The 24613-nt window shown below is 70.3% G+C and carries 22 protein-coding genes; 9 read left to right on the top strand and 13 right to left on the bottom strand.

Annotated features, from left to right (window positions below; genetic code table 11):
• Position 1: 1 nt before the first annotated feature.
• The 3 genes from BCF44_RS04690 to BCF44_RS04680 form a co-directional block, all read right to left on the bottom strand.
• The gene (locus BCF44_RS04690) at positions 2-1990 is read right to left on the bottom strand and encodes an acetyl-CoA carboxylase biotin carboxylase subunit (protein ID WP_116172751.1); all 1989 of its coding nucleotides are present in this window, start codon (positions 1988-1990) and stop codon (positions 2-4) included.
• A 2-nt stretch (positions 1991-1992) separates the two neighbouring features.
• Positions 1993-3597, bottom strand: a complete 1605-nt coding sequence (locus BCF44_RS04685; protein WP_116172750.1) for a carboxyl transferase domain-containing protein — start codon at positions 3595-3597, stop codon at positions 1993-1995.
• Positions 3598-3667: 70 nt separating this feature from the next.
• Complete coding sequence (locus tag BCF44_RS04680) at positions 3668-4456, bottom strand: SGNH/GDSL hydrolase family protein (RefSeq protein ID WP_116172749.1); 789 nt, start codon at positions 4454-4456, stop codon at positions 3668-3670.
• Between the two features lie 187 nt (positions 4457-4643).
• Here BCF44_RS04680 and BCF44_RS04675 point away from each other — a divergent pair, with 187 nt between their 5' ends.
• On the top strand, positions 4644-5222 hold the full coding sequence (locus tag BCF44_RS04675) for an SACE_7040 family transcriptional regulator (RefSeq protein ID WP_116172748.1): 579 nt from the start codon (positions 4644-4646) through the stop codon (positions 5220-5222).
• Positions 5223-5237: 15 nt separating this feature from the next.
• Here the strand turns inward: BCF44_RS04675 and BCF44_RS04670 are convergent, their stop codons facing one another.
• Positions 5238-5993 carry a MerR family transcriptional regulator gene (locus BCF44_RS04670; RefSeq protein ID WP_116172747.1) on the bottom strand — a complete coding sequence of 252 codons (756 nt, stop codon included), beginning with the start codon at positions 5991-5993 and terminating at the stop codon, positions 5238-5240.
• Positions 5994-6052: 59 nt separating this feature from the next.
• On the opposite strand from BCF44_RS04670, the gene BCF44_RS04665 reads away from it, so the two are divergent.
• Together BCF44_RS04665 and BCF44_RS04660 are read left to right on the top strand one after the other, a co-directional pair.
• Entirely contained in the window at positions 6053-6916 is an 864-nt protein-coding gene (locus BCF44_RS04665) for an RNA polymerase sigma-70 factor (protein ID WP_116172746.1), read from the top strand.
• A 66-nt stretch (positions 6917-6982) separates the two neighbouring features.
• Positions 6983-8062, top strand: a complete 1080-nt coding sequence (locus BCF44_RS04660) for an NAD(P)/FAD-dependent oxidoreductase (protein WP_116172745.1) — start codon at positions 6983-6985, stop codon at positions 8060-8062.
• On the opposite strand, the gene nicT is transcribed toward BCF44_RS04660, so the two are convergent.
• Positions 8059-9144, bottom strand: a complete 1086-nt coding sequence (gene nicT, locus BCF44_RS04655; protein ID WP_116172744.1) for a Nickel transporter NicT — start codon at positions 9142-9144, stop codon at positions 8059-8061. The genes BCF44_RS04660 and nicT overlap by 4 nt on opposite strands.
• 142 nt (positions 9145-9286) lie before the next feature.
• Complete coding sequence (locus tag BCF44_RS04650; RefSeq protein WP_116172743.1) at positions 9287-9793, bottom strand: hypothetical protein; 507 nt, start codon at positions 9791-9793, stop codon at positions 9287-9289.
• A 198-nt stretch (positions 9794-9991) separates the two neighbouring features.
• On the opposite strand from BCF44_RS04650, the gene BCF44_RS04645 reads away from it, so the two are divergent.
• Positions 9992-10834, top strand: coding sequence for a hypothetical protein (locus BCF44_RS04645; protein ID WP_116172742.1), 843 nt, complete (start codon positions 9992-9994; stop codon positions 10832-10834).
• 88 nt (positions 10835-10922) lie between these two features.
• Positions 10923-11396: a hypothetical protein gene (locus tag BCF44_RS04640; protein ID WP_116172741.1), complete on the top strand. Its 474-nt coding sequence runs from the start codon at positions 10923-10925 to the stop codon at positions 11394-11396.
• Between the two features lie 156 nt (positions 11397-11552).
• Here the strand turns inward: BCF44_RS04640 and BCF44_RS04635 are convergent, their stop codons facing one another.
• Complete coding sequence (locus BCF44_RS04635) at positions 11553-11957, bottom strand: hypothetical protein (RefSeq protein ID WP_116172740.1); 405 nt, start codon at positions 11955-11957, stop codon at positions 11553-11555.
• A gap of 98 nt (positions 11958-12055) precedes the next feature.
• A complete protein-coding gene (locus BCF44_RS04630) occupies positions 12056-12712 on the bottom strand; it encodes a hypothetical protein (RefSeq protein ID WP_116172739.1) in 657 nt (218 codons plus the stop codon).
• A gap of 337 nt (positions 12713-13049) precedes the next feature.
• Here BCF44_RS04630 and BCF44_RS04625 point away from each other — a divergent pair, with 337 nt between their 5' ends.
• On the top strand, positions 13050-14897 hold the full coding sequence (locus BCF44_RS04625; protein ID WP_116172738.1) for a TIR domain-containing protein: 1848 nt from the start codon (positions 13050-13052) through the stop codon (positions 14895-14897).
• Here the strand turns inward: BCF44_RS04625 and metX are convergent.
• Both metX and BCF44_RS04615 read right to left on the bottom strand, forming a co-directional pair.
• A complete protein-coding gene (gene metX, locus BCF44_RS04620; RefSeq protein ID WP_116172737.1) occupies positions 14863-15990 on the bottom strand; it encodes a homoserine O-acetyltransferase MetX in 1128 nt (375 codons plus the stop codon). The two genes, BCF44_RS04625 and metX, sit on opposite strands and share 35 nt — an antisense overlap.
• A complete protein-coding gene (locus BCF44_RS04615; protein WP_116172736.1) occupies positions 15990-17297 on the bottom strand; it encodes a bifunctional o-acetylhomoserine/o-acetylserine sulfhydrylase in 1308 nt (435 codons plus the stop codon). The genes metX and BCF44_RS04615 overlap by 1 nt, the downstream gene beginning before the upstream one ends.
• A gap of 192 nt (positions 17298-17489) precedes the next feature.
• Between BCF44_RS04615 and BCF44_RS04610 the strand changes: the two genes are divergently transcribed.
• Complete coding sequence (locus BCF44_RS04610; RefSeq protein ID WP_116172735.1) at positions 17490-18341, top strand: coiled-coil domain-containing protein; 852 nt, start codon at positions 17490-17492, stop codon at positions 18339-18341.
• Between the two features lie 99 nt (positions 18342-18440).
• Here the strand turns inward: BCF44_RS04610 and BCF44_RS04605 are convergent, their stop codons facing one another.
• Complete coding sequence (locus tag BCF44_RS04605; RefSeq protein ID WP_116172734.1) at positions 18441-18698, bottom strand: Imm32 family immunity protein; 258 nt, start codon at positions 18696-18698, stop codon at positions 18441-18443.
• Positions 18699-18849: 151 nt separating this feature from the next.
• Here BCF44_RS04605 and rdmE point away from each other — a divergent pair, with 151 nt between their 5' ends.
• The gene (gene rdmE, locus BCF44_RS04600; protein WP_116172733.1) at positions 18850-20466 is read left to right on the top strand and encodes an aklavinone 12-hydroxylase RdmE; all 1617 of its coding nucleotides are present in this window, start codon (positions 18850-18852) and stop codon (positions 20464-20466) included.
• Here rdmE and BCF44_RS04595 read toward each other — a convergent pair.
• Positions 20408-21703 carry an MFS transporter gene (locus BCF44_RS04595; protein WP_246014822.1) on the bottom strand — a complete coding sequence of 432 codons (1296 nt, stop codon included), beginning with the start codon at positions 21701-21703 and terminating at the stop codon, positions 20408-20410. The two genes, rdmE and BCF44_RS04595, sit on opposite strands and share 59 nt — an antisense overlap.
• 117 nt (positions 21704-21820) lie before the next feature.
• Between BCF44_RS04595 and BCF44_RS04590 the strand changes: the two genes are divergently transcribed.
• Positions 21821-22210 (top strand): SSI family serine proteinase inhibitor, encoded by a 390-nt coding sequence (locus tag BCF44_RS04590; RefSeq protein WP_116172732.1) that lies wholly within the window; start codon positions 21821-21823, stop codon positions 22208-22210.
• A gap of 103 nt (positions 22211-22313) precedes the next feature.
• On the opposite strand, the gene BCF44_RS04585 is transcribed toward BCF44_RS04590, so the two are convergent.
• Entirely contained in the window at positions 22314-24551 is a 2238-nt protein-coding gene (locus BCF44_RS04585) for a glycosyl hydrolase family 95 catalytic domain-containing protein (protein WP_116172912.1), read from the bottom strand.
• Positions 24552-24613: the final 62 nt, after the last annotated feature.

Genomic DNA, 24613 nt, shown 5'->3' with positions numbered 1-24613 from the left:
GTCACTCCTGTAGGGGTGCCACCACCGCGAGCTGCTGGCCCAGCTTGACCTGTTGGCCCGCGTGCACCGCCAGCTCCGCGACCGCGCCGTCGATGGGCGCGACGACTGTGTGTTCCATCTTCATGGCCTCGACGACCAGCAGCGGCTGGCCGGCGCTGACCCGCTCGCCCGCGGCCACCTTGAGCAGCAGCACGGTGCCGGGCATCGGGCTGGTGACCGCGCCGCCGGCCGCGCCGGTCCCGCCCCTGCGGGACAACTGGAGCGGCTCGGTCTCCAGCAGCGGCCAGTTGCCGATCCAGGTGATCTCGCCGTCCCGGGCGTGCCGGTACGACCGGGTGACCCCGTCGCTGCGGACGTGGATCCGGGTGCCGTCACGCCAGGCGCTCGCCTTGACCGGCGCGCCGTCGCCGACGACCACCTCGGCGTCGGCGGCCCGGCCCCGCAGGCGGACCTTGGTCGGCTCGTCGCCGGGCGCGCCGATCAGCCAGGACGCCCAGGCCGGCTGGCCGATCCGCCAGCCACCGGGAATATCCCACGGGTCAACGGTTTCGCCCTGCGGCTCCAGTTCGAGGGCCCGCTCCAGCGCCGCCGCCACGAGGACGTCCTCGGGCATCGGGTTCGCCACGAGGGCGTCGAGCTTGCGCTCCACCAGGCCGGTGTCGAGCCGGCCGGCGACGACGTCCTCGTCGGCCAGCAGCGCGCGCAGGAACGGGATGTTCGTGGTGACGCCCTGGATCGTGACGTCGCCGAGCGCCGACCGCAGCTTGCGCAGCGCCCCGTCCCTTGTGGACGCATACGCGATGTGCTTGGCCAGCATGGGGTCGTAGTCGCTGCCGACCACGGAGCCCTCGGAAACCCCGGAGTCGACCCGGATCCGGGCCGTGCCGATGCTCGCCCCTGCGAGCAGGTCGTCGGCGGGCTCATGCACCGTCAGCAGCGTGCCGCCGGTGGGCAGGAAGCCGTGCGCCGGGTCCTCCGCGTAGATGCGCGCCTCGACGGCGTGCCCGGTGAGCCGGATGTCCTGCTGCGTCAGGGAAAGCTTCTCCCCCGCGGCGACGCGCAGCTGCTGCTCGACGAGGTCGATGCCGGTGACCAGCTCGGTCACCGGGTGCTCGACCTGGAGCCGGGTGTTCATCTCCATGAAGAAGAACTCGTCCGGCCGGTCGGCGGAGACGATGAACTCGACCGTGCCGGCGCCGGTGTAGCCGACCGACGCGGCCGCGTCGGCGGCCGACTTCCCCATCCGCTGACGCGTTTCCTCGTCCAGCAGCGGAGACGGGGCCTCTTCGATGATCTTCTGGTGCCGGCGCTGGAGACTGCACTCCCGCTCGCCGAGGTGCAGCACCGTGCCGTGGGCGTCGGCGAGCACCTGGATCTCGATGTGCCGCGGGTTCAGCACGAAGCGTTCCGCCAGCAGTGTGTCGTCGCCGAAGGAGTTCAGCGCCTCCCGCTTGGCCGACTCGATCGCCGCCGGGAGCTCGTCGATGGAGTGCACCAGCCGCATGCCCTTGCCGCCGCCGCCGGCGGACGGCTTGAGCAGCACCGGAAAGCCGATCTCGGCGACGGCGTGCTCGATGTCCGCGCCGAACGCGCCCGGCACCACCGGCACGCCGGCGGCGGTCACCGTCTGCTTGGCCCGGATCTTGTCGCCCATCGCGTCGATCGCGGCCGGCGGCGGGCCGACGAACACCAGCCCCGCCTCGGCGCAGGCCCGCGCGAAGGCCGCGTTCTCGGCCAGGAAGCCGTATCCGGGGTGCACGGCCTGCGCGCCGGTCTTCCGCGCGGCGTCGATGATCCGCTCGATCGACAGGTAGCTCTCGCGCGCGGCCGCCGGCCCGATGCGCACGGCGACGTCGGCCTCGCGCACGTGCCGGGCGCCCGCGTCGGCGTCGCTGTGGACGGCGACGCTGCGGATCCCCATGCGCCGCAACGTGGTTGCCACACGGACGGCGATCTCGCCGCGGTTGGCGATCAGTACGGTGTCGAACATGCTCACATCCTGAAGACGCCGTAGCGGACGGGAGGCAGCGGCTCGTTGGCCGCGGCGGACAGCGCCAGGCCCAGCACGGTCCTGGTGTCCCTGGGGTCGATCACGCCGTCGTCCCACAGCCGGGCCGTCGAGTAGTACGGGTTGCCCTGGCTCTCGTACTGGTCCCGGATCGGCTGCTTGAACGCCTCTTCGTCCTCGACCGACCAGTCGTCGCCGAGCTGGTCGCGGCGGACCGTGGCCAGCACGGACGCGGCCTGCTCGCCACCCATCACCGAGATCCGGGCGTTCGGCCACATCCACAGGAACCGGGGCGAGTAGGCCCGGCCGCACATCGAGTAGTTGCCGGCGCCGAACGAGCCGCCGATGACCACGGTGAACTTCGGCACCCGGGCGCAGGCCACGGCGGTGACCATCTTCGCGCCGTGCTTGGCGATGCCGGCCGCCTCGTACTCGCGGCCGACCATGAAGCCGGAGATGTTCTGGAAGAACACCAGCGGGATGCCGCGCTGGTCGCACAGCTCGATGAAGTGCGCGCCCTTGACCGCGGACTCGCCGAACAGGATGCCGTTGTTGGCGACGACGCCGACCGGGTGGCCGTGGATCCGGGCGAAGCCGGTGACCAGGGTGGCGCCGTACTCGGCCTTGAACTCCGCGAACCGGCTGCCGTCCACCACGCGGGCGATGACCTCCCGCACGTCGTACGGGGTGCGGGTGTCGATCGGCACCACGCCGTAGAGCTGCTCGGGGTCGACGGCCGGCTCCTCGGTCGGCTCGACCTCCCACGGCCTCGGGACGCGCGGCCCGAAGGTGCCGACGATCTGGCGCATGATGCGCAGCGCGTGCGTGTCGTCCTCGGCGAGGTGGTCGGTGACGCCGGAGGTGCGGGAGTGCAGCTCGCCGCCGCCCAGCTCCTCGGCCGTGACGATCTCGCCGGTGGCCGCCTTCACCAGCGGCGGGCCGCCGAGGAAGATCGTGCCCTGGCCGCGCACGATGATCGCCTCGTCGCTCATCGCCGGCACGTACGCGCCGCCGGCGGTGCACGAACCCAGCACGGCGGCGATCTGCGGGATGCCGCGGGCCGACATCGTGGCCTGGTTGAAGAAGATCCGCCCGAAGTGCTCGCGGTCCGGGAACACCTCGTCCTGGCGGGGCAGGAACGCCCCACCGGAGTCGACCAGGTACAGACACGGAAGGTTGTTGTGCAGCGCCACTTCCTGGGCGCGCAGGTGCTTCTTGACGGTGATCGGGTAGTAGGTGCCGCCCTTGACCGTGGCGTCGTTGGCGACGATCACGCACTCGCGGCCCTCGACCCGGCCGACGCCGGTGATGATGCCGGCCGCCGGGGCCTGGTCGTCGTACATGCCGTCGGCGGCCAGCGGGGAGAGCTCCAGGAACGGCGAGCCGGGGTCGAGCAGGGTGTCCACCCGGTCGCGCGGCAGCAGCTTGCCGCGTTCCACATGCCGGATGCGCGCCTTCTCCGGGCCGCCCAGCGCCACGTCGGCCAGCCGGCCCCGCAGCTGGGCGACCAGCTCCGTGTGTTCCTTGGCGTTGCGCTGGTAGCCCGGATCCGTCGGATCCGCGGCGGTGCCCAGTGCCGGCGCGACCATGACGCTCCTCAGCTGTTAGCGACCGTTAACCCAGGACTCCAGGTTAACGGTCGCTAACAGCTTCGTCCAGTCAGCCGGTGACGGCGGTCAGCGCCGGCAGGTAGCCGCTGGCGTACCCACTGGCGTTCGGGTGGTAGGAGTTCACCACCGGCCAGGTCACGCTGTTCAACCACCAGTTCGAGGAACAGATGCCGTGGTTGGCGAACGCGTCGCGGACGTCGACGAACCGGAAGCCGTGCCGGCTCGCCGCCGCCGAGATGGCCGTGTCCAGCGTGTCCGCGCCGCTGTCGATGTAGCTGCGGGAGGTGTCGCTCAGGCCGACGCTGCACGAGCCGCCGAGCTGATAGAAGCGCGGGTAGCCGACCACATAGACCGTCGCGTTCGGAGCGTGGCCGCGGACCGCGTTGTACGTGTTGTCGAGCAGGCCGGGCAGGGTCGTGTTGACGTAGTTCTTGGCGTTGTTGACGGCGGTGTTGCAGCCGGAGTCGCCACCGATGATGCAGGACTCCATCACGCTGCTGAAGCCGGCGTCGTTGCCGCCGACCGTCACCGTGACGACCGTGTTTGCCGAGCTCAGCGAGCCGACCTGACTGTTGATCACGTCGCTGGTCTTCGCGCCGGAGCAGGCGACGTTGGTGAAGGCGGACACCGAGTGCGCGGCCGCCCACAGGCTCGGGTAGCCCTTGGCGCTGCGGTCGCAGCTGTTGTCGTAGGAGCTCTGAGTGCCGACGCCGGAGGCGTAGGAGTCGCCGACGGCGGCGTAGTTGACGGCGGCCGGCGCAGCGTGCGCGACGGCTGTTGTGGACAGCGCGGCCGCGACGGCGACCGCGAGGCAGGGGAGGGCACGAGACAGGCGCATGGCAGGGAGGCCTCTCCGTTGAGGTGTGCCGAGACCGGATAATCGTTGCAGTAACACGGTTTCCGCCGGAAGAGTTGCGTCAAGAGTTGATGTCATATTCGCCTGTTGGGTACGAAACACCCTCGGTCACTCCACCGTTCGATACCGCGGTTAGCGTTCGTTAACTTCCTCGACTACCATCGGTGTCGTGCCGTTCGCCGAGCAGACCGCGCCGCCGACCCGGCGGGAGCAGATCCTGGCCGCCGCCGCGGAGCTGTTCGCCCGGCACGGCTTCCACGGCGTCGGCATCAACGACATCGGCGCGGCCGTCGGCATCTCCGGGCCGGCGCTGTACCGACACTTCCGCAGCAAGGACGCAGTCCTCGGCGAGATGCTGACGTCCATCAGCGAGCTCCTGCTGGCCGGCGCGCAGAGCCGGGTGCGCGACGCCGTGGACCCGGAGGAATCGATTCGGGCGCTGATCGGCTGGCAGGTCGACTTCGCGCTGGCCAACCCCGCGCTGATCACCGTGCAGGAACGGGACCTCGGCAACCTCGCCGACGCCGACCGGCAGCGGGTGCGGGCGCTGCAACGCCGGTACGTCGAGGTGTGGGTCACCACGATCCGGCGCTCCCGGCCCGAGGTCGGCGAGCCGGCCGCCCGCGCCGCCGCGCACGCGCTGTTCGGGTTGATCAACTCCACGCCGCACTCGGCCCACCTGGATCGTGGGCAGATGACGGATCTGCTCGCCGCGATGGCTTACGCGGCAGTGCATTCCCTGACATGAGACTGTCTACTTAGGTCACTTCATCCGGGCGGCGGCGTAGGCGAGCATGGCGTCCCGCATGTACTCGGCCAGCCGTGGATGCCTCGCGTCGAGGTGCGCCCGCAGCTCCGGCATCGCCACGAAGGCCCGGGCGAGGTTGCAGTAGTCCTCCTTGCTCAGCACGAGCACCTCCCGCTCGGCCGCGTGCGCCTCGGCCATCAGGTCGAGCACCCGCGGATCGTCCGCCGGCGCCTCGGCCAGCATCAGCGCCAGCAGCCGGCGCTCGCTGTCGGCCGTCTGCTCGTTGGCCGCGGCGTAGTCCTGCTCGGTCCAGTTCGCGGTGCCGGCCCGCAGCTCGTCGAAGTACGGCTTCGACGACTCCGGCGACCGGGCCTCCAGCTCGTCCAGCACGGCCGGGCTCAGCTGGAAGCCGTCGAACAGCTCGTCATCGGGCATGGTGTCCGCCCCCTCAAGGTCGGCGATGGTTCTGGCAACGGTTCGCACGAGCCGGTCCAGCCGATCGCGCTGGGCCAGCAGCCGCTCGCGGTGGTCGCGCAGCGCGGCGAGCCGGTCGTGCTCGCCGTCCAGCACCCGGGCGATGGTCGGCAGGTCCAGGTCGACCTGGCGCATCAGCAGGATCTCCTGCAACCGCAGCAGCTGCTCCCGCTCGTACCAGCGGTAGCCGTTGTCGCCGACGCGCGCCGGCGTCAGCACGCCGATGTCGTCGTAGTGCCGAAGGGTCCGCGCGGTGACCCCGGACATCCGGGCCAGCTCGGTGATCGACCAGCTCATGCGGACCACGCTAGGAGTTCTCGCTACGAGAGGGGCAAGGCCCGCCTAGACTCGATTCCGTGGCGGATTTCGAGCAACACCGGCAGCGCCTGTTCGCGGTGGCGTATCGGCTGCTCGGCTCGGCCGCCGAGGCCGAGGACGCGGTGCAGGACACGTACCTGCGCTGGCACGCCGCCGACCAGGACGAGATCCGCGAGCCGGCGGCCTGGCTGACCAAGGTGCTGACCAATCTGTGCCTGACCCGCCTGACCTCGGCGCGGGCCCGCCGTGAGAGCTACGTCGGCCCGTGGCTGCCGGAGCCGCTGCTGACCGCGTACACCCCGCTGGACACCGCCGAGCTGCGCGAATCCGTCTCGATGGCGTTCCTGCTGCTCCTGGAACGGCTCACGCCGGCCGAGCGGGCGGTTTTCGTGCTGCGGGAGGCCTTCGAGTACAGCCACCGCGAGATCGCCGACGTGCTCGACCTGACGGAGGCGAACTGCCAGCAGCTCTACCACCGGGCCAAGCAGCGGGTGGCCCAGGACCGGCCGCGGTTCGACCCGGACGGCGAGGAGAAGCTGCGCATCACCAAGAACTTCCTGGTCGCCGCGCGCAGCGGCAACATGGCCGCGCTGGAGGGCATGCTGGCCGAGGACGTCGTCGCCTGGGCGGATGGCGGCGGCAAGACCCGCGCGGCGCGCAAGCCGATCCACGGCCGCGAGCGGGCCAAGGTGTACCTGGGCTGGCTGGCCACCGCCGTGGACGGCGTGGAGATCCGCTTCGACGAGCTCAACGGCGAGCCGGCCATCCTGATCTTCATCGACGGCGCGCTGACCACCGCCATCAGCCTCCAGATCGTGGACGGCCTGATCACCGCCTTCCGCGCGGTCGCCAACCCGGACAAGTTGACGTACCTGACGAAGCAGGTGACGCAGCACACATAGCCGCGCTGTCAGGAATCGCGCGGCTGCCCGGTTCAAGTCCCGTCACACCAAGTGGAGGGACTTGAGATGACCACCATCGTTGTCATCGGCGGCGGCTACGCGGGCCTGAACGCGGTCAAGAGCCTCGCCAAGCGGACCAGCGCGGACATCACGCTGGTCAACGCCCACCCGGACTTCGTCGAGCGGATCCGGCTGCACCAGTTCGCCGCCGGCCAGCAGCTGCGCCCGAGCCCGCTGGCGGAGTCGTTGCGGGGCACCGGAGTCGAGCTGGTCGTCGGCCGCGTGACGGCGATCGACCCGGCCCGCAAGGAGATCGACGTGGACGGCCGCGCGATCCCGTACGACACACTCGTCTACGCGCTCGGCAGCGTCGCCGACGACCACGGCGTGCCGGGCGTGGCGGAGAACGCCCTCACCGTCGCCGGCCTGGCCGACGCCGCGAGGGTGCGGGACCTGGTGCCGGCCAAGGGAACCGTCACGGTGGTCGGCGGCGGTCTGACCGCCATCGAGGCGGCGACCGAGCTGGCCGAGTCGCACCCGAACCTGCACGTGCGGATGGTCGCCGGCCACGCCCCGGGCTCGCGGCTGTCGGCAAACGCCCGCCAGCACCTGGACCGCGTGTTCCGCCGGCTGCGGATCGAGGTCCGTACGGGAGCGAGGGTGGCGAAGGTGTTGGCGGACAGCGTGGTGCTGACCGACGGCGACGAGCCGGCCACCGACCTCACCATCTGGGCAACGGGATTCCGCGTGCCGACGCTGGCCGCCGACAGCGGCATCGAGACCGACCACGGTGGACGGATCGTCGTGGACCGGACGCAGCGTTCGGTGTCGCACCCGGACATCTACGCCGTCGGCGACAGCGCGGTGGCCCGGATCGACGGCCAGGAGCTGCGGATGGCCTGCGCCACCGCCGGTCCGATGGCGCTCTACGCCGCCGGCGCGATCGCCACCCGGCTCAAGGGCGAGGAGCCGAAGCCGTTCGCGTACCGGTACTACCTCCAGTGCATCAGCCTCGGCCGCAAGGACGCGCTGGTGCAGCTGGTCGACGCCATGGACCGTCCGAAGCGGACGGTCTTCACCGGCCGGTTCGCCGTGGTGGTCAAGGAATCGATCGTCCGCGGCGCCCGCTGGTACGCCTACCGCTAGGACGTCTCGACCGACCAGCGCTCCTCGATGCGGCCGAACCGCCACACCGCGAGCGCCACCAGCCAGGTCACCACGAACAGGCCGACGATCACGTAGCCGACCACGTTCAGGTCGAGGCCGTCGATCCAGCCGAGCACACCGGTGGTCGCGTCCAGCTTCTCGGCCAGCAGCTGGAGCAGCTCGATCACGCCGATCCCCAGCGCGACCACCACCGACAGCCCGGTCACGGTGATGTTGTAGAAGACCTTGCGCACCGGCTTGGCGAACGCCCAGCCGTAGGCGAAGTTCATGAAGCAGCCGTCGATCGAGTCGAACAGGCTCATGCCGGCGGCGAACAGCACCGGCAGCGTCAGGATCGCGTACCACGGCAGGGAGAACGCCGCGGCGCCGCCGGCCAGCACGAGCAGCGACACCTCGGTGGCGGTGTCGAAACCGAGGCCGAACAGCAGGCCGGTCGGGTACATCTGCCACGGCCTGCTGATCGCCTTGGTCAGCCCGCGCAGGATCCGGTTCATGAAGCCGCGCTCGTCCAGCCGGCGCTCCAGCTCGGCCTCGTCGAACTCGCCGCCGCGCATCTTGCGGAACACCTTGACGATCTGCGCCATCACCACCAGGTTGAGCACGCCGATCAGCACCAGGAAGGTGCCCGACACCAGGGTGCCGACGATGCCGGTCCAGCTGTGCAGCGGGGAGTTGTCGTCGGTGACCTCGCCGGCCAGCGCCCGCACGCCGAACGCGAGCAGCACGCACAGCCCGAACACGACGGAGGAGTGGCCCAGCGAGAACCAGAAGCCGACCGACAGCGGGCGCTTGCCCTCGGACATCAGCTTCCGCGTGGTGTTGTCGATGGCGGCGATGTGGTCGGCGTCGAAGGCGTGCCGCAGCCCCAGGGTGTACGCGGTGAGCCCGAGGCCGACGCCGAAGACCTGGCCGTTGCCGATCTGGTAGTTGGCCGGCGAGATGAGGAGGAGCAGCGATCCCCAGCCGATCACGTGCAGGGCGAGCACGAAGGCGGCCATGCCGCCGATGCTGGCCCACTCCGACCGCGCCAGCGGCCGGGTCCGATCGAGGGTGTCCGCCATGTCGCCGCGCCTCTTTCGAGCTAGGGGATGCAACAGGGCGATTCTGGTACTTGCAACCCTTTGGCGACAGCGTTCAACGCCGGAGAAATTTCACATCGGGTGGCCCGGTGCGGCGTTACCGGACCACTGCGTCACCGCTTGATCACGGTGAGTAGCACTTGTGCGTGCTGGTGTTGAAGATCGGCGTCGTGTCCACGGTCAGATTGGACGCCGGGTTGACGATCACCGAGCCACTGCGGGTCAGCTTGTCCTCACAGGCGAGGATCCCCGAGTTGGTCGAGTTGCCGGCCCACAGGTCGATGTGGCGCTTCTTCCCGCTGTTCCAGTCGGAGTCGCACTGGGCGCAGTCGTCCTCCATGATGAAGTACTTCTTCAAGTAGGAGTAGTACACCCGGGTGCCGGGGGCCAGTTCCGACTTGTTGGTCGCGAACGTGACCGGGTTGCTGTACGTGCCGGTGCCGCCCGCCTGCGAGTGGATCTGCGGGTAGGCGATGGCGGCGCTGCCGGGCGGGTCGTTGTCCAGGGCCCCGTAGAGCGTCACGTACATCGTGTACGTGGTGCTGTGCGGCGACGCGGCGGCCTGGGCAGGGGCGGCTCCCGCGAACAGCAAGCCGATGCCGAGCAGGGCGACCAGCAGCTTGCTTTTCATGCACACCTCCTCGAACTTGGTGCCAGTTAGGGAAGTTCCCTAACAAAGCCGAGGGTAAGATCGCCGCCCGCCCGCGAGAAAGCCCGGATCGTTCACAGTTATCCGGGCGGTCACCGCCGCTTTCGTGAAAATTCTTCAGATTCTGCCCGTCGACTGGTACGCCTAGGCACGGCCGTCCACCGACGAAGGGTTGGGCACATGGGCAGGAAGGCGCTGGCCGCGGCGCTCGCGGTCGCCATCGCCGTGATCGTGCCGGGCATCGCGAACGCCGACACCGGGGCCTGGGTGATCCAGGGCTCCGACCACGCCAGGGCGCTGGACGAGAGTCAGGGCCTGGCCACGGTGATTCGCCCGAACGGCAGCTTCATCCAGTACACCGGGATCTCCACCATCCCGATCGCCGATTCCGCCAAGGGCTGGAACCACGTCGGCGACCCGGGTTCGCGGCTGGGCTACTACGTGGAGCCGTACCAGAGCGACAACAACGGCGCCAAGATGTTCCGGGTCCAGGCCCCCAACGGCGCCTGGTCGGAGTACACGCACAAGCTGGAGTCCTGGGAGGCGCTGAACAACTCGTTCGCCGCCGTCTCGCCGGACGGACAGTGGCTGGTGTCCGGCGAGTGGGGCACCATGGACCGTCTGCTGGTGTATCCGATGCCGGGTGTCCGGTTCACCACGCCGAACCAGAACCTGCCCTACGCCTTCGCCATCCGCCCCGACCACCCGATCAACGACATCCAGGGCTGCGACTTCACCTCCTCGACGCAGTTGCTGTGCTCTTCGGACGACTCGGACGGAACGCTCTACGGTGTGACGAAGCCGTTGCTGCAACTGGATCTGAGCGGTCCGCTGAACGGCGCCGACGTGACCGCCCATGTGAGCGCTCTCGGTCAGCTGCCGCTCCAGAGCTCGTGCACCGGCACGTTCGAGGTCGAGGGCATGGACTACGACATGCGCGACGGCACGCTGCGCGTGGTCGTGATGTCGCCGGGCTTCTGCGTGCTCACGGACTCGAAGACCTGGCGTTTCAAGCACTCCTGAACCCGGACGGCCGATTGGATCACCGCCGGTCCCCGTTGTGTTGCAAGATGGGCCGGTGGACCCACAGGATCCGGACCGACGACAGCGCATGGTCAGCACGGCTGGCGAGGCGCTCGCCGCCGCCCAGGCGGGCGACGACGGCGCCGCCATCAGCCTGCTGACCACCTTCGTCGACACCTCGCCGGCCGGCGACGTGGACGGCAAGGAGCTCGTGCTGATGCTGTTCCGCGAGTGCAGCGAGATGGTCGCCGCGCTCGGTTCCGGCGGGGCCACCCCGGTCAAGATGCAGGTCTACGACGCCGACGGCCAGGAAGTCTCCATCGACGACGCCGACCCGCCCGTGCGCACCGCGGTCCGCACCCTGCTCGCCGAGGTCCACGGCGACCAGGACGCGGCCCGCGAGCAGATCGACATCGCGCTGAGCACCGCCGCGCCGACCGAGGTCGCGGCGGTGGTCATGCAGGCGCTGCGCTGGACCATCCGGCTGGCCACGGAGTGCACCAACCGCGATCTCCCGGTCGCCGCCTGGATCGAAGAGGCGTTGGCCACGGACGAAGACTGAAACCCGTTACATGTCGCGTGTCATCGCGCCCTTCCTCCGGATTCGCGAGGCCGCGCCGGTGCCTGGAGCGGTTGCCGGATTTCGAGCGCCGCCACCCGACGCGCCCCACCACGGAGCCGACGCGGCGGTCGAAATCCGGCAAGCGAAGGCACCGGATCAGAGCGGCCGAGCCCCGCCCGGAACGGGCGGCGAAAGCACAGGCTCGATGTGCATGGCGTCGTGCAGTTCGGTGGCCAGGTCGAGCAGCACGTGCCGGGTCTCGGCGACCTCCGTGCGCAGCACGTCGATCTGCTCCCAGCCCCGCTCGTGCACGACGACACTGGTGCCGGGCAGCCGGGTCGCCTCCCACTCGGCCAGCGCGGGGTGCCACTTGGTGAGCAGCGGCCGCAGCACGGTGTTCACCATCTCCACCGCGATGCCGGCGAAGGTGACACCGCCGGCCCGGCCCCGCGGCGCGAGCTCGGGCCCGTACTTGCGCAGGATGTCCCGGGTGCACGCGAACAGCGAGTAAATGCTGTTCAGTTCCTCGCGAACGATTCCGGCGCCCGGTTTCTGTTCCACGGTCGTAATCCTCGTGGCGAGCTCGACATACAGCTCCCACGCGGCCTCGCGTTCTATCGGTGAGGGTGTCCACACACCGCTCACCCGGGTTCGGTGACTCACGGAGAAGCTCCTCCACGCAATGGCCCCGGCGCGGCCGATCGAAAACCGTCGGATTCCCGTTGCTCGGGAATGGGCGTGACCGGGCCGACCCGGGGCGGAGAGGATGGACTGGGCAGATTGTTGATCTCGTCGTTGCGGGCGCGCTCCCGGATCCGCTCGATCTCCGCGAGGTAGCGGCGACGGCGCTCGGCATCGGTGGCGCCGAGCTGGTCGGGGTCGTCGACGAGCTTGCGGACCAGGGAGTAGACGCTGGACTCGTGCAGCCGGTACTTGCCGTAGTTCTCCTCGGCCTTGAACGTCCTGTGCAGGCCGAACACCACCGCGCCGAACACCGACAGGGCCTGCACCATCAGGCGCGAGCCGTTGCCGTCGGTGACGTAGGGGATGAGGAACGGCAGCGACAGGGAGATCAGCACGGTCCAGCCGACGGCGTAGAAGTGGGCGGCCCCGTAGAGCCACGCGCGGCGCTGCCAGACCCGCAGCACCGGCACGGTCCGCCGATAGTGCGCCGCGGCCCAGTCGCGCAGTTCCGGGCCGATCAGATCGGCGTCGGCGAACGGCCCGTCGGCGCCGCCGCCGGCGGTCGCGACCGGAAATGTCGGTCGCATGTAGACCGCGATCGCGACCGCGCTGGATATCGCCAGAACGGTCACGACACAAAGCCCGACAAACCACGGGTCGACCACCACGCACCCATCCCTAACGGTGTCAAGTGCGGCAGCGTAGCCCCAGAGATACGTCACTGCCCACAGTCACGGAACGCGTCCATGTCCCGTTTTCGAGGGAAAGCAGACTCACCGTGATTCCGGCCCGGCGAACGGTGGAGGACTGCCGACACCAGGTCGACGACCGAACGTGACAAGGCTTCATGATCCGTGACGCCGAGTAGCGCCACGCCGTGAATTATGGCAAGCAGGTGGCTTGCGATTCACCCGTCCGTCAGGCTCGACACTGTCCCCCATCGGAGTTAACCGGAGGAGGCGGGGCGGGATGGCCTGGGATGTGTTCCTCAGCTACTGCCGGTCGGACACCACGCCGGCCGAGGCGCTGGCGGCGGAGCTGCGCGCCCGGGGGCTGCGGGTGTTCCAGGACGAGGTCGGCGTGCACCGGTTCGACTCGGTGTCCCGGACGATCATGGCCGAGCTCGGCCGGTCCCGGCTGCTGCTGGCCTACTACTCGCACGCCTACCCCACCCGCCGCGCCTGCCAGCAGGAGCTCGTCACCGCTTTCCTTGCCGGCCAACGGGAAGGCGACCCGCTGCGGCGGGTGCTGGTGGTCAACCCGGAGCGCGGCACCGGGCACATCGAGCCGATCGAGCTGCGGGACGCCCGGTTCTGGAGCCCGTCGGCGGAGCTGCGCCACCTCATCGAGGCCGTCACCCGCAAGGTCGACGAGCTGCCGACGCCGATCGGCGGCGTGGACCAGCGGCGGGCGCCGCTGTGGCTGCCGGCCCCGGCGCACCGGCCGCCGGCCCGGTTCGTCGGCCGCACCGCCGAGCTGTGGCGGCTGCACTCCGCCCTGCATCCCCAGTCGGCGACGCTGACGGAGGGCGGCGGCGAGCCGGTCGCCGTCGTGCACGGGGTCGGCGGCATCGGCGCCTCATCGCTGGTGTCCGAGTACGCCCGGCAGTTCGGCGCCACCTTCCCCGGCGGCGTTTTCTGGCTCTCCGCCGCCGATCCGTGGCCGGAGCAGTTGACGGCCATCGCGTCTGCTTTAGGGGCCGATGGCGATGGTCACGCCGCCGATCGGGTGGCGGTGGCGTTGGAGGCCCGGCGCGAACCGTGCCTGTGGGTCGTCGACGGCGTGCCGGCCGGCCTGCCGCTGGATCGAGTCCGCCGGCTGCTGTCACCCCATCCGCTGGCCGCCAGCGTCATCACGACCACGGACGGCTCGTACGCCGAACTCGGCGCCGGCGTGGCCCTGACGGAACTGCCTGCGGCGCAAGCGATACGGCTCGTGCTGAACCAGGTCGACGAGCTGGCGCCCGGCGACCGCGAGTCCGCGCACAAGCTGGTGGACGCCGTCGGCGGGCATCCCGGCGCGCTGCTGGACCTCGCCGCCTCGGCCCGGTCGGCGGGCCTGGACTCGGTGCGGCGGCGGCTGTTCTCCCGGGACTGGCCGGTGCTGGAGACCACCGCGAAGCGGCTGCTGGCCGAGGTGGACGGGGCCGGCGAGGCCGGCCTGGACGTGCTGCGCGCCGTGACGGCGTTCGCGCCTGATCCGCTGCCGTTACCCGTTCTGGATGGTCTTGGCCCGGTCGGACTGGCGGTGGACCGGCTGTCCCGGCAGTCTGTGGTGCGGCTGGTCGGCGGAGGCGCGTTGGAGGTGCCCGCGGTGGTCGCACACGTGATCCGGCACAGCGATCCCGATCCCGCGCGGCACGAGCGGATCAGCGCCGCCGCGCTGGCGGCCCGCCGCGAGCGGGACGACTTCGCGGTGGACGACCGGGAGCGGGCGGCGGCGTTCCGGGTTCAGGTCGAGCTGGCGCACCGGGTTCCGGTGCGGCCGTTGGGCGGCGGCGGCCTGCGCGAGGCGATTTCCTCCCTGCACAGCATCTTCTCGTTCACCCGCGAGCAACTCCGTGAGTGCGGGCCGGATTCCTCGCAGCGGTTCGGCGAGGTCGCGGAGCGGCTGATGGAGGAGGTGCTGCGGCCGTTCCTGTCCGAGTGGCACCCGGCGCTGCGCCGGTTCGAGGACCGCACGCAGTTCGACGACTCGGCGTGGGACCCGACCGCCGAACTGCGCAACGCCCTCGACGCCCTGCGGGAGCCACTGCTGGCCGTGATCGGCGACCTCGCGCGGATCAGCGGCAACCCGCACGGCACGCGGTACCTGTGAGCAGTTCCTTGACCATGAGGGCGATCTGTTCGGTCTCGATGAGGAACGCGTCGTGCCCGTACGGTGAGTCGATCACCCGCAGGCCGTCGGCGCCGGGGATGCCGGCGGCGAGCTCCTCCTGCCGTGCCAACGGATAGAGCCGGTCCGTGGTGACGCCGCCGACCACCGTCCGGGCCGTGATGCGACGCAGTGCGGCCGCCACCCCGCCCCGGCCGCGGCCGACGTCGTGCGAGTTCATCGCCTCGGCCAGCACCACATAGCTGCCGGCGTCGAACCTCCGCACCAGCTTGTCGGCATGATGGTCCAAATAGGACTCGACGGCGTACCGGCCGTCGCCCTGCGGGTCGCGGCCGAACCGCGCCGACAGCTCGGCCTCGCTCCGGTACGTGACGTGGGCGATCCGCCGCGCGACGCCGAGCCCGCGGTGCGGCCCCTCGGCCGAGTCGTAGTAGTCGCCGCCGCGCCAGCCGGGATCGGATCGAATTGCCAGGAGTTGCGGGTACGTCCAGGCGATCTGGTCGGCGGACGACTGCGCCGGGGAAGCCAGCAGCAGCAGCGACTCCACCCGCTCCGGCGCCGTGACGGCCCACTCCAGCGCCCGCATCCCGCCCATCGAGCCGCCCACCACGGCGGCCCACCGGTCGATGCCCAGCGCGTCGGCCAGCGCCACCTCGGCGGCGACCTGATCCCGTACGGTCAACGCCGGAAACCGGCTCCCCCAAGGCTTTCCGTCGGGGGCGACCGACGACGGCCCGGTGCTCCCCTGGCAGCCGCCCAACACGTTGGGGGCGACCACGAAGTACCGCGCCGGGTCGATGACTCCGGGCTGCACCAGGGGATCCCACCAGCCTGCGGTGGGATGCCCCGGCCCGGCGGGACCGGCGACATGGCTGTCGCCGGTCAGCGCGTGCAGCACGAGAACCGCGTTGGAACGCCGCGAGTTCAGCGTTCCCCACGTCTCGTAGGCGAGTTGGACGGCGGGCAGCTCGCCCTCGCGCTCCAGCGGCAGCGGGCGGTTCAGCCGCACCCACTGCCGCCGGCCGACCGGATCGGCCTCCCGCCACGCACCCGTGGCGGGAGGCGGGGCAACCATCAGAGGGCGGCCTTCGCGGCCCGGAACCCGGCGTCGAGGTCCGCCTTCAGGTCCTCGACGCCTTCCAGGCCGACCGACAGCCGCACCAGGCCCGGCGTCACACCGGTGACGGCCTGCTCCTCTGGGGTCAGTTGCGAGTGGGTGGTGCTCGCCGGGTGCACGATCAGGCTGCGCACGTCGCCGATGTTGGCCAGGTTGCTGAACAGCTCCGTGCCGTCCACGAAGGCCCGGCCGGCCTCCGCGCCGCCGCGCAGCTCCAGCGACACGATCGCCCCTGCGCCGCCGGGCAGGTACTTCTGACCCGCCTGGTACCACGGGCTCGACGGCAGGCCGGCGTAGTGCACGGTCTCCACCTCGTCGCGCTGCTCCAGCCACTCGGCGATCGCCTGGGCGTTGGCCACGTGCCGCTCGATCCGCAGCGACAACGTCTCGATGCCCTGGAGGATCAGGAAGCTGTTCTGCGGGGCGATCGCGGCGCCGGTGTCGCGCAGCAGCTGCACCCGCAGCTTCGCCGCGTACGCCCCGTGCCCGAGCGCCGGCCAGTACTGAAGGCCGTGATAACTCGGGTCCGGCTCGTTGTAATCCGGGAAACGGTCCGCGTGCGTCCCGAAGTCGAACGTGCCGCCGTCCACGACGACACCGGCGATGGCCGTGCCGTGGCCGCCGAGGAACTTCGTCGCCGAGTGCACGACGATGTCGGCTCCGTGCTCGATCGGCCGGACCAGGTACGGCGTCGGCACCGTGTTGTCGACGACCAGCGGCACGCCGACCTCGTGCGCGACCCCGGCCACCGCCGCGATGTCCAGCACGTTGCTGCGCGGGTTGCCCAGCGTCTCGGCGAAGAACAGCTTGGTGTCGGGCCGGACCGCGGCCCGCCACTCGTCCAGGTTGTCCGGGTCGTCGACGAAGCTGACCTCGATGCCCAGCTTCGGCAGCGTGTAGTGGAACAGGTTGTACGTGCCGCCGTAGAGCGAGGCGCTGGACACGAAGTGGTCGCCGGCGCCGGCCAGGTTCAGGATCGCGGCCGTCTCGGCGGCCTGGCCGGAGGCGAACGCCACCGCCGCGACGCCGCCCTCCAGCGCGGCGATCCGCTGCTCCAGCACGTCCTGGGTGGGGTTGTTGATCCGGGTGTAGATGTGGCCGGCCTCGGCCAGGCTGAACAGGGCGGCGGCGTGCGCCGTATCCCTGAAGACGAAGGACGTGGTCTGGTAGATCGGCGTGGCGCGGGCGCCCGTCGCCGGGTCGGGCGTCGCGCCGGAATGGATCTGACGGGTCTCGAAGGACCACGCGGAGGCGTCGGCGGGCATGGCTGTGCTCCAGAGGTGAAGGGAGAGGTGGGCGTGCGGATCGGACGATCAGCGACACGCCGAGCTGGTGACGCGCACGTAGTCCACGTGCCGGCGGGTCACCAGGAGGGCCATGCGCTCGACCGTAAACCGGACATGTTCACCCGAGAAGGCCCGTTCACTCCGTGGGACGAGAAGGAGTAGGTTTGCGTCATGGCGCCGGCCGAGAACCGAGACATCACCCAGTCGATTCCCAGCTTCACGGTCGCCATGCGTGGCTATGACCGCATGGAAGTGGAGTCGCACCTCAAGCGCATCACGTCCGAGGTGCGGCTGTTCGCCGCCGACCGGGACGCCGCGCTCCGCCAGGCCGACGAGCTGGCCAAGCAGCTCGACCAGGCCCGGGCCCGGATCGAGGAGCTCAAGGGCCAGGTCGAGCAGGCCCGGCAGGCCCCGCCGCCGCAGGCCCCCGCGCCCGAGCCGGTCGTGCAGGAGACACCCAACCAGGCCAAGCGCGCGCTCCAGATCGCCGAGGCGACCGCCGCCGAGACGCACGCGCGGGCCGAGGCCGCCGCCGAGACCACGTGGTCGCACGCCGAGTCGGCCGCCACCAAGCTGCGCGAGCGGTACCAGACGCTGCTGTCCGATCTCGACAAGCAGCAGGCGGAGATCATCGCCGAGCACCAGAGCCTGATGGACAAGGCCCGCGCCGAGGCGGCCGAGCTGACCACCAAGGCCGGGCAGCGGCGCAAGGAGCTCGACGAGCAGGCCGAGCAGCGACGCCGGCAGATCGAGGCCGAGTTCGAGCAGGAGATCGCCGACAAGCGGGCCGCCGCGCTGGCCGCCATCGCCGACCTCGAGGCGTCCCAGATGGCCGAGCTGGACCAGCGGGTCACCGCGGCCACCGCCGACGCCGACGCGCGCATCAACCGCAGCAACCAGGAGGCGGCGCGGCTGCGCGACTACCGCGAGCGCATCGCCGACCAGCTCCGCTCGGCCACCGGCCTGCTCAACGACGCCGGCTCGCTGCTGGACCCCCTCCCCGAGGAGTTCCCCCAAGCCTGAATCATTTTCATGTCAGGAAGGGCTCCTCACTGACGTTCAACGTCGGCAAGGGGCCCTTCCTCTCGTTGAACGAGAGGATTGTTCCCACGACCTCGAGGGTCAGGCGCGCTCGAGGCGCAGCGGCGAGGACCCTTCGTCCAGGATCAGAAGGAAGTCGTCGAGGTCCTCGTGAGCACCCGCCGGCACGCCGTTCTGGGCCAGCGCGAGCAGCTGCACGGCCAACCCGGTCAGGCCGGCCGAATCGCCCACGACGCGCACTTTTCCGGCCTCGTCGACGGAAACCATCAGCCGATAGTCGTCCGGCCAGGATGTGACCAGGCCGATGCCACGGTCATAAGAAGGGATTTCGAGCTGCACTCTAGCCACATCGACCTCCGAGCGGTGAACTTCGCACACCCCCCGCCCGGTGTCCAGGTGGAACGCTGGGCCTAGATCGTCTCGTGACCCCCTTGTCACACAAATCTCTCGCAATCTAAGATACTCTGGTTTTGAGAATCAAGGGGGACAAATGGATACGACACGCGTGCGGGTGCTCGTGGTTGGGGCCGGCCTTGCCGGCGCGGCAACATCGATGTTCCTGACGGATCGGGGGATCGACACGCTCGTGGTCGAGCGGCACCCGGGAACCTCGTTGCACCCCAAGGCCGCCGGCCAACACCCGCGAACGATGGAGCTGCTGCGCACCGCCGGCGTCGCCGACCGGGTGAACACTGCCGCCAGCGCCGACTTCGAGATCAAAATTGTCACGAGCGCGCGGGGCGCCGTGCTCAAGACGATCACCACCGCCGACGATCCGCAGCCGTGGAACGCGCTCTCACCGCTGACGATGGGCATGGCGACGCAGGTCCAACTGGAGCCGATCATGCTGGATCGGGCCCGGGAGAACGGCGCGCGGGTCCGCTTCGACACCGAACTCGTCTCGTTCGACCAGGACACGCTCGGCGTCACCGCGCGGCTGGTGCACCGGCCGACCGGCACGATCAGCCAGGTCCGCGCCGACTACCTGGTCGCGGCGGACGGCCACCGCAGCCCGATCCGCGAGCAACTCGGCATCGGCCGGCACGGCTGGGGCAGCCTCAGCAGCCACGCCGGCATCCTGTTCGACGCCGACCCGGAGCGGCTCGCGGACGTCACCGGCTCGCTCTACTACCTCCGGAATCCGGAGTTCACCGGGGTCTTCACCTCGACGCACATCCCCGGCCGGTTCATCTTCACCGTCGAGTACGACCCGGCGCGCGGCCAGTCGATCGACGACTTCACGCCGGAGCGCTGCGCCGAGCTGATCCGGCTCGGCCTGGACGACCCGGGCCTGCCGCTGCGGCTGCAAACCGTGCAGGCGTGGGAGATGGCGGCTCGGGTGGCCGACACCTTCCGCAGCGGCCGGGTCTTCCTCGCCGGCGACGCGGCCAAGGTGACGCCGCCGACCGGCGGCCTCGGCGGCAACACCGCCGTCGCCGACGGTTTCGACATCGCCTGGAAACTGGCCGCCGTGCTGGGCGGCCAGGCCGGACCGGGCCTGCTGGACAGCTACGACCCCGAGCGGCGCGCCTTCGCCGAGGCGGTGGTGGCCGAGTCGCTGGCCAACTACGTCGACCGGATGGCCCCGCACCTGCGCAGCGACGCGGTGCCGAAGCCGGTGGGCTACCTCGATCTGGTCTTCGGCTTCCGGCAGCGGTCCGAGGCCGTGGTGATCGACGACGAGGACCCGGCGCCGACCGAGAACCCACTCGAGCCGACCGGCCGCCCCGGCTTCCGGGCTCCGCACGTGCCGCTGCTGCGCGACGGCGCCGAAGTGTCCACTGTGGACTTCTTCGGCCGCGACTGGGTGCTGCTGACCGGCACGGAGGGCGGCGTCTGGCACGAGGCGGCCAAGCACGTCGCCGACCGGCTGGGCATCGCGGTGCGCACGGTCGGCCTCGGCCCGGACCTGACCGACCCGGCGGATCGGCTGGTCCGCGCGTACGGCATCGGCCACGGCGGCGCGAGCCTGGTGCGGCCGGACGGCGTCGTCGCCTGGCGTACGGACTTCGACGTCGCCGACGCCGCCGGCACGCTCCAGAACGTGCTCAGCCGGCTGCTGGACCGGGCGCCAGTCGCCGCAGTCCCAGCAGGCACAGCGCACTGATCAGCCCGCCCAGCACCAGGTACAGCGAGACCGGCCACGGGCGGGCGTGATCGACGCCGAGCAGGGCGGTGGCCACCAGCGGGGACAGGCCACCGCCCAGCGTCGCGCCCAGCTGGTAGCTGAACGCCGCGCCGGAGTAGCGCAGCCGCGGCTCGAACAGCGTCGCGTAGTACGCCGCCATCGGGCCGAACAGGATGCCGGATCCCGCGTACGCCAAGGCCATCGCCAGGATCAGCGCCCCGTACGAGCCGGAGTCCACCAGCCAGAACAGCGGGAACGCGAACACGATGATGAACACGGCCCCGACCAGCATCACCGGCGTGCGGCCGACGCGGTCGGCGATCCGGCAGGCGACCAGGATGGCCGCCACCTGACACGCGGCCCCGACCAGGCCGGCGTTCAGCACCTGCTGCTGCGGCAGGTGGTGCACGGACGTCCAGTAGCTCAACACGAAGGTCACCAATACGAAGATGAAGGCGTTGAAGCCCAGGTTCACGCCGACACCCAGCACCACCTTGCGCCACGACGTGCGCAGCACCTCGCCCAGCGGCAGCCGCGTGACCCGGTGCTCGGCGCGCAGCTCCTTGAACTCCGGGCTCTCCTCGATGGACAGCCGCATGTAGATGCCGACCGCCACCAGCACCAGGCTGGCCAGGAACGGGATCCGCCAGCCCCAGCTGAGGAACGCGGGGCCGGACACGGCCGTGGACAGCGAGAACATGGCCGTGCCGAGGAACAGGCCCAGCGGCGAGCCGAGGAACGTCCAGCCGCCGTACCAGGTGCGATGCCGTTCCGGCGCGTGCTCGACGACCATCAGCGCCGCGCCGCTCTGCTCGCCGCCGAGGAAGAACCCTTGCAGCAGACGGAGAACCAGCAGCAGCACCGGCGCGATCAGGCCGGCGCCGGCGTAGGTGGGCAGCACGCCGATCAGCGCCGTGCACACGCCCGTCGCGGTCAGCGTGAGCACGAGCATCGGGCGCCGGCCGACGCGGTCGCCGAAGTGCCCGATGACGGCCGCGCCCAGCGGTCTCACCAGGAAGCCGACCCCGAAGGTGGCGTAGGCCAGCAGGATGCTGACCGTCGGGTTGCCGGCCGGGAAGAACAGCTTGCCCAGCGCCACCGCGGAGGCGGTGCCGTAGATCAGGAAGTCGTACAGTTCGATGGTGGTGCCGGCCGCACTCGCGAGCGCGACCTTGCGGACGGACGAACTCTGGACCTGGTCAATCGATCGAGTCACGGCAGCCTCCCTCAGTCACGACATAGCACCACAAATGGGTGAAGGCGGCCACACGTTCTGGTGGAGCACTCGGTTTTACATCGATGGTTTGCACGATCGGCGCAAGAGTAGGCAACCATGGCCCTCCCCCGAGTCCTGGCCGGCGCGGCTGCCCTTTTCGCCGTCGCCGCCTGCGTGACCGCCCTCCCCGCCGCGGCCGCCATGCCCTCCACGCTGACCCTCACCGCCGCCACCAACGGCGGGACACCCCACGTCGTCGAGCTCACCTGTGACCCGGACGGCGGCAATCACCCGGATGCCCAGACCGCCTGCATGCAACTGGCACAGGTCGACGGCGACATCGAGAACATGCCCGGCACCGAGGCGCACATCTTCTGCCCGATGATCTACCAGCCGATCACGGTGACCGCGACCGGCCTGTGGCGCGGCCGCCTCGTGCAGTTCCAGGACAGGTACACCAACGGCTGTGAACGGGACAACAGGACCGGAAATCTCTTCCGTTTCTGATAGTGGTCGGGGCTCCCGGTTTCCACCGGGAGCCCCGCGACACAGATCACATCAGGCGTTCCTGAGGAACGGTTACGACCTTCCTTACAGAATCCTGTGAAACTCACGCAGGCAGGCCCCAGGGGGCCGTAGGTCCGTTCGACGCGACCGGCGCGACCGTGAAGTCGGGCCGGTCCCCGGACCGGTGGAGTACGGCCTCGCCGCCCCGCGGCAGGTCGATCTGGATCGTGGTGGCGTCGAGTTCCTTGCTCCGCAGCGGCCGCCCGTGCGGGTCGCGGACCACCACCTGCCCCGGAATCCCGTGCCGGACCACACACGGCGCGCCAACTTCGCTCCGCAGCCGCACCCAACGCGTCACGCCCTTTTGACGCGAGGCGCTGAGCAGGAACGCGCCCTGCGTGCGGAAGCTGTCCACCGTGACATCGGCCCAGGAGTCGGGGATGGCCGGGAACACCCGGATGACCCCGTTCCAGCTCTGGCACACCATGTCGTGCATCGACTGCGACGCCGACAGCGGCGTCTCGATCACCGGGCCGGACTCCTTGTACAGGGTGTTCGGCTGGATGTAGAGCCGCAGCAGGTCGGACAGGTACTGGGCGGAGTCGTTGCCGCGCAGCATCTGCGCCGCGAACGAGGCCGCGCCGGTGTAGCTGTAGCCCTGCAACGCGCCCTTGAAGCTGATCCAGTGGTTGACCGAGGTCTGGATCAGGTTCCGGTTCTCCGGCTGCTCCCAGTTCACCAGGTACAGCGGGTACACCGACAGCATGTGCGAGTAGTGCCGGTGGGACATGGCGAACGACTGGCCGGCGCCGATCATGAAACCGTTGGCGTCCACCGGATACGGCGTCAGGTTGGCCAGCACGTCCCGCCACTTCGGCGCCAGCGGGTCGTCGATGTGCAGCAACTGGGCGCTGTCGAGGAGCGTCTGGCAGCCCCAGCGGATCAGCGCGAGGTCGAAGTTGGTGTCGGGCGTGTCGACGCCGTACTCCGGCGAGAACGTCTTGGGCAGGTGCAGCTTGCCGTCGGCGCCGGGGGCCAGGAAGTGCAGGTAGTAGTTGATCGCCTTGCGCAGCAACGGGAACACCGTGTTGCGCAGCAGGTTGGTGTCCATGGTGTGGCGGTAGGTCAGCCACACGTTGTGCAGCGCCCAGGTCAGGTTGCCGGTCTCCGGCGTCGGCGGGTCCTGGCCGGGGATGCCGACCGTGCCGCCGTTGACCAGCGTGATGTCCGTGGTGCGGCAGATGCCGGCGGAATCCTGGTTGTACGGCGCGGCGATCTGGGTGGTCAGGGTGTCCCGGAACTGGCTCAGCGCCCGGGTCAGGGAATCCAGTTCGAGGTGGTTGGAGCCGTTGATCAGCCAGTACTCCAACTGCACGTTCAGGTTCCACCAGGTGGCAGGCCACGGCGTCGGCTCCAGCCAGGGGCCGGTCGTGGCCATCACCGGCGCGGCTTTTCGCGTCGCGGAGGCGACCTTGTAGAGCTGGATCCAGTAGAAGCTCTGGAGCCGGCCGTCCGGCACCGACAGGAAACTCTGCCGGTAGAACGCGTTCCACCAGGCGCGATGGTCGCGGGTCAGCGCGTCGAACGTGTTGCCGCAGGCGGACTTGAGCGTGTGCAGCGCCTTCGCGCCGGCGGTCTTGTCGGGGTTCGACCAGGCGACGGTCGCGTAGAGGGTCCGGACCGTGCCCCGGGTCTGCTCCTGGTAGGCGGTGACGTGCTCGCCGCCGGAGAGCAGGGGCTGGGTCACCAGGGTGGCGTTGCCGCCGGTCTGGGTGCTGGGCGCGGGGTTGGGCAGGTAGCCGGCCGGGGCCGGCTTGTTGAACTTGGGGTCGGTGCGCGGGCTGACCGCGGCGGCCGGGTGGAACACCCAGCGGAACTTCGCCTCGCCGTCGGAGGGTTTCGCCTGCACAGCCAGGATCGACCGTCCGTTGTGGACGATCACCCGCAGCGCGATGCTGCCGGCGGAGGTGGTGATCGTGCCGGCGAGCTCGGCGTCGTACAGGCTGAGCCGCCAGTCGACGGCGGTGATCGTGCCGACCGGCTCCAGGGTGAACCAGCCGATGGGCAGGCGGGCCAGGCCGTAGAGGGAGCCGAACTCGGGGCGGTGGTCCTGCACCTCGCTGTGCTGGACGTTGAACCGGACGGCGTTGGCGCCCGGCTCGGCGTAGATGCCGGAGCCGAGGAATCCGTTGCCCAGGAACGGGCCGTCGAACCAGTTCTTGGGGAGTTGCTGCCAGACGAGGTCGCTGCCGGCGAGGAAGGACCGCCAATTCAGGCCGTTCGCGTCGATGTCGGCGGCGTCGGCGGGTATCGCGGCGGCGCTGGCCGTGCCGGCCGCCATCGCGGGCGCCGCAAGCAGCGCGCCGCCCGCGGCCAGCAGGGTTCTCCGGGACAGCTCGCTCA

It is taken from the genome of Kutzneria buriramensis (assembly GCF_003387475.1).
Lineage (GTDB): Bacteria > Actinomycetota > Actinomycetes > Mycobacteriales > Pseudonocardiaceae > Kutzneria > Kutzneria buriramensis.
The sequence above is the reverse complement of the archived record's forward strand: the minus strand, read 5'-3'. Positions and strand labels throughout refer to the sequence as shown.

Excerpts from the sequence above, each read along its gene's own strand:
- BCF44_RS04690 (WP_116172751.1), bottom strand. The coding sequence starts at position 1,990 with ATGTTCGACACCGTACTGATCGCCAACCGCGGCGAGATCGCCGTCCGT.
- metX (WP_116172737.1), bottom strand. The coding sequence starts at position 15,990 with ATGGTTGCCCCGCCTCCCGCCACGGGTGCGTGGCGGGAGGCCGATCCG.
- BCF44_RS04610 (WP_116172735.1), top strand. The coding sequence starts at position 17,490 with ATGGCGCCGGCCGAGAACCGAGACATCACCCAGTCGATTCCCAGCTTC.
- nicT (WP_116172744.1), bottom strand. The coding sequence starts at position 9,144 with ATGGCGGACACCCTCGATCGGACCCGGCCGCTGGCGCGGTCGGAGTGG.
- BCF44_RS04625 (WP_116172738.1), top strand. The coding sequence starts at position 13,050 with ATGGCCTGGGATGTGTTCCTCAGCTACTGCCGGTCGGACACCACGCCG.
- BCF44_RS04660 (WP_116172745.1), top strand. The coding sequence starts at position 6,983 with ATGACCACCATCGTTGTCATCGGCGGCGGCTACGCGGGCCTGAACGCG.
- BCF44_RS04645 (WP_116172742.1), top strand. The coding sequence starts at position 9,992 with ATGGGCAGGAAGGCGCTGGCCGCGGCGCTCGCGGTCGCCATCGCCGTG.
- BCF44_RS04615 (WP_116172736.1), bottom strand. The coding sequence starts at position 17,297 with ATGCCCGCCGACGCCTCCGCGTGGTCCTTCGAGACCCGTCAGATCCAT.
- BCF44_RS04640 (WP_116172741.1), top strand. The coding sequence starts at position 10,923 with ATGGTCAGCACGGCTGGCGAGGCGCTCGCCGCCGCCCAGGCGGGCGAC.
- BCF44_RS04650 (WP_116172743.1), bottom strand. The coding sequence starts at position 9,793 with ATGAAAAGCAAGCTGCTGGTCGCCCTGCTCGGCATCGGCTTGCTGTTC.
- rdmE (WP_116172733.1), top strand. The coding sequence starts at position 18,850 with ATGGATACGACACGCGTGCGGGTGCTCGTGGTTGGGGCCGGCCTTGCC.
- BCF44_RS04585 (WP_116172912.1), bottom strand. The coding sequence starts at position 24,551 with ATGGCGGCCGGCACGGCCAGCGCCGCCGCGATACCCGCCGACGCCGCC.
- BCF44_RS04680 (WP_116172749.1), bottom strand. The coding sequence starts at position 4,456 with ATGCGCCTGTCTCGTGCCCTCCCCTGCCTCGCGGTCGCCGTCGCGGCC.
- BCF44_RS04685 (WP_116172750.1), bottom strand. The coding sequence starts at position 3,597 with ATGGTCGCGCCGGCACTGGGCACCGCCGCGGATCCGACGGATCCGGGC.
- BCF44_RS04670 (WP_116172747.1), bottom strand. The coding sequence starts at position 5,993 with ATGAGCTGGTCGATCACCGAGCTGGCCCGGATGTCCGGGGTCACCGCG.
- BCF44_RS04590 (WP_116172732.1), top strand. The coding sequence starts at position 21,821 with ATGGCCCTCCCCCGAGTCCTGGCCGGCGCGGCTGCCCTTTTCGCCGTC.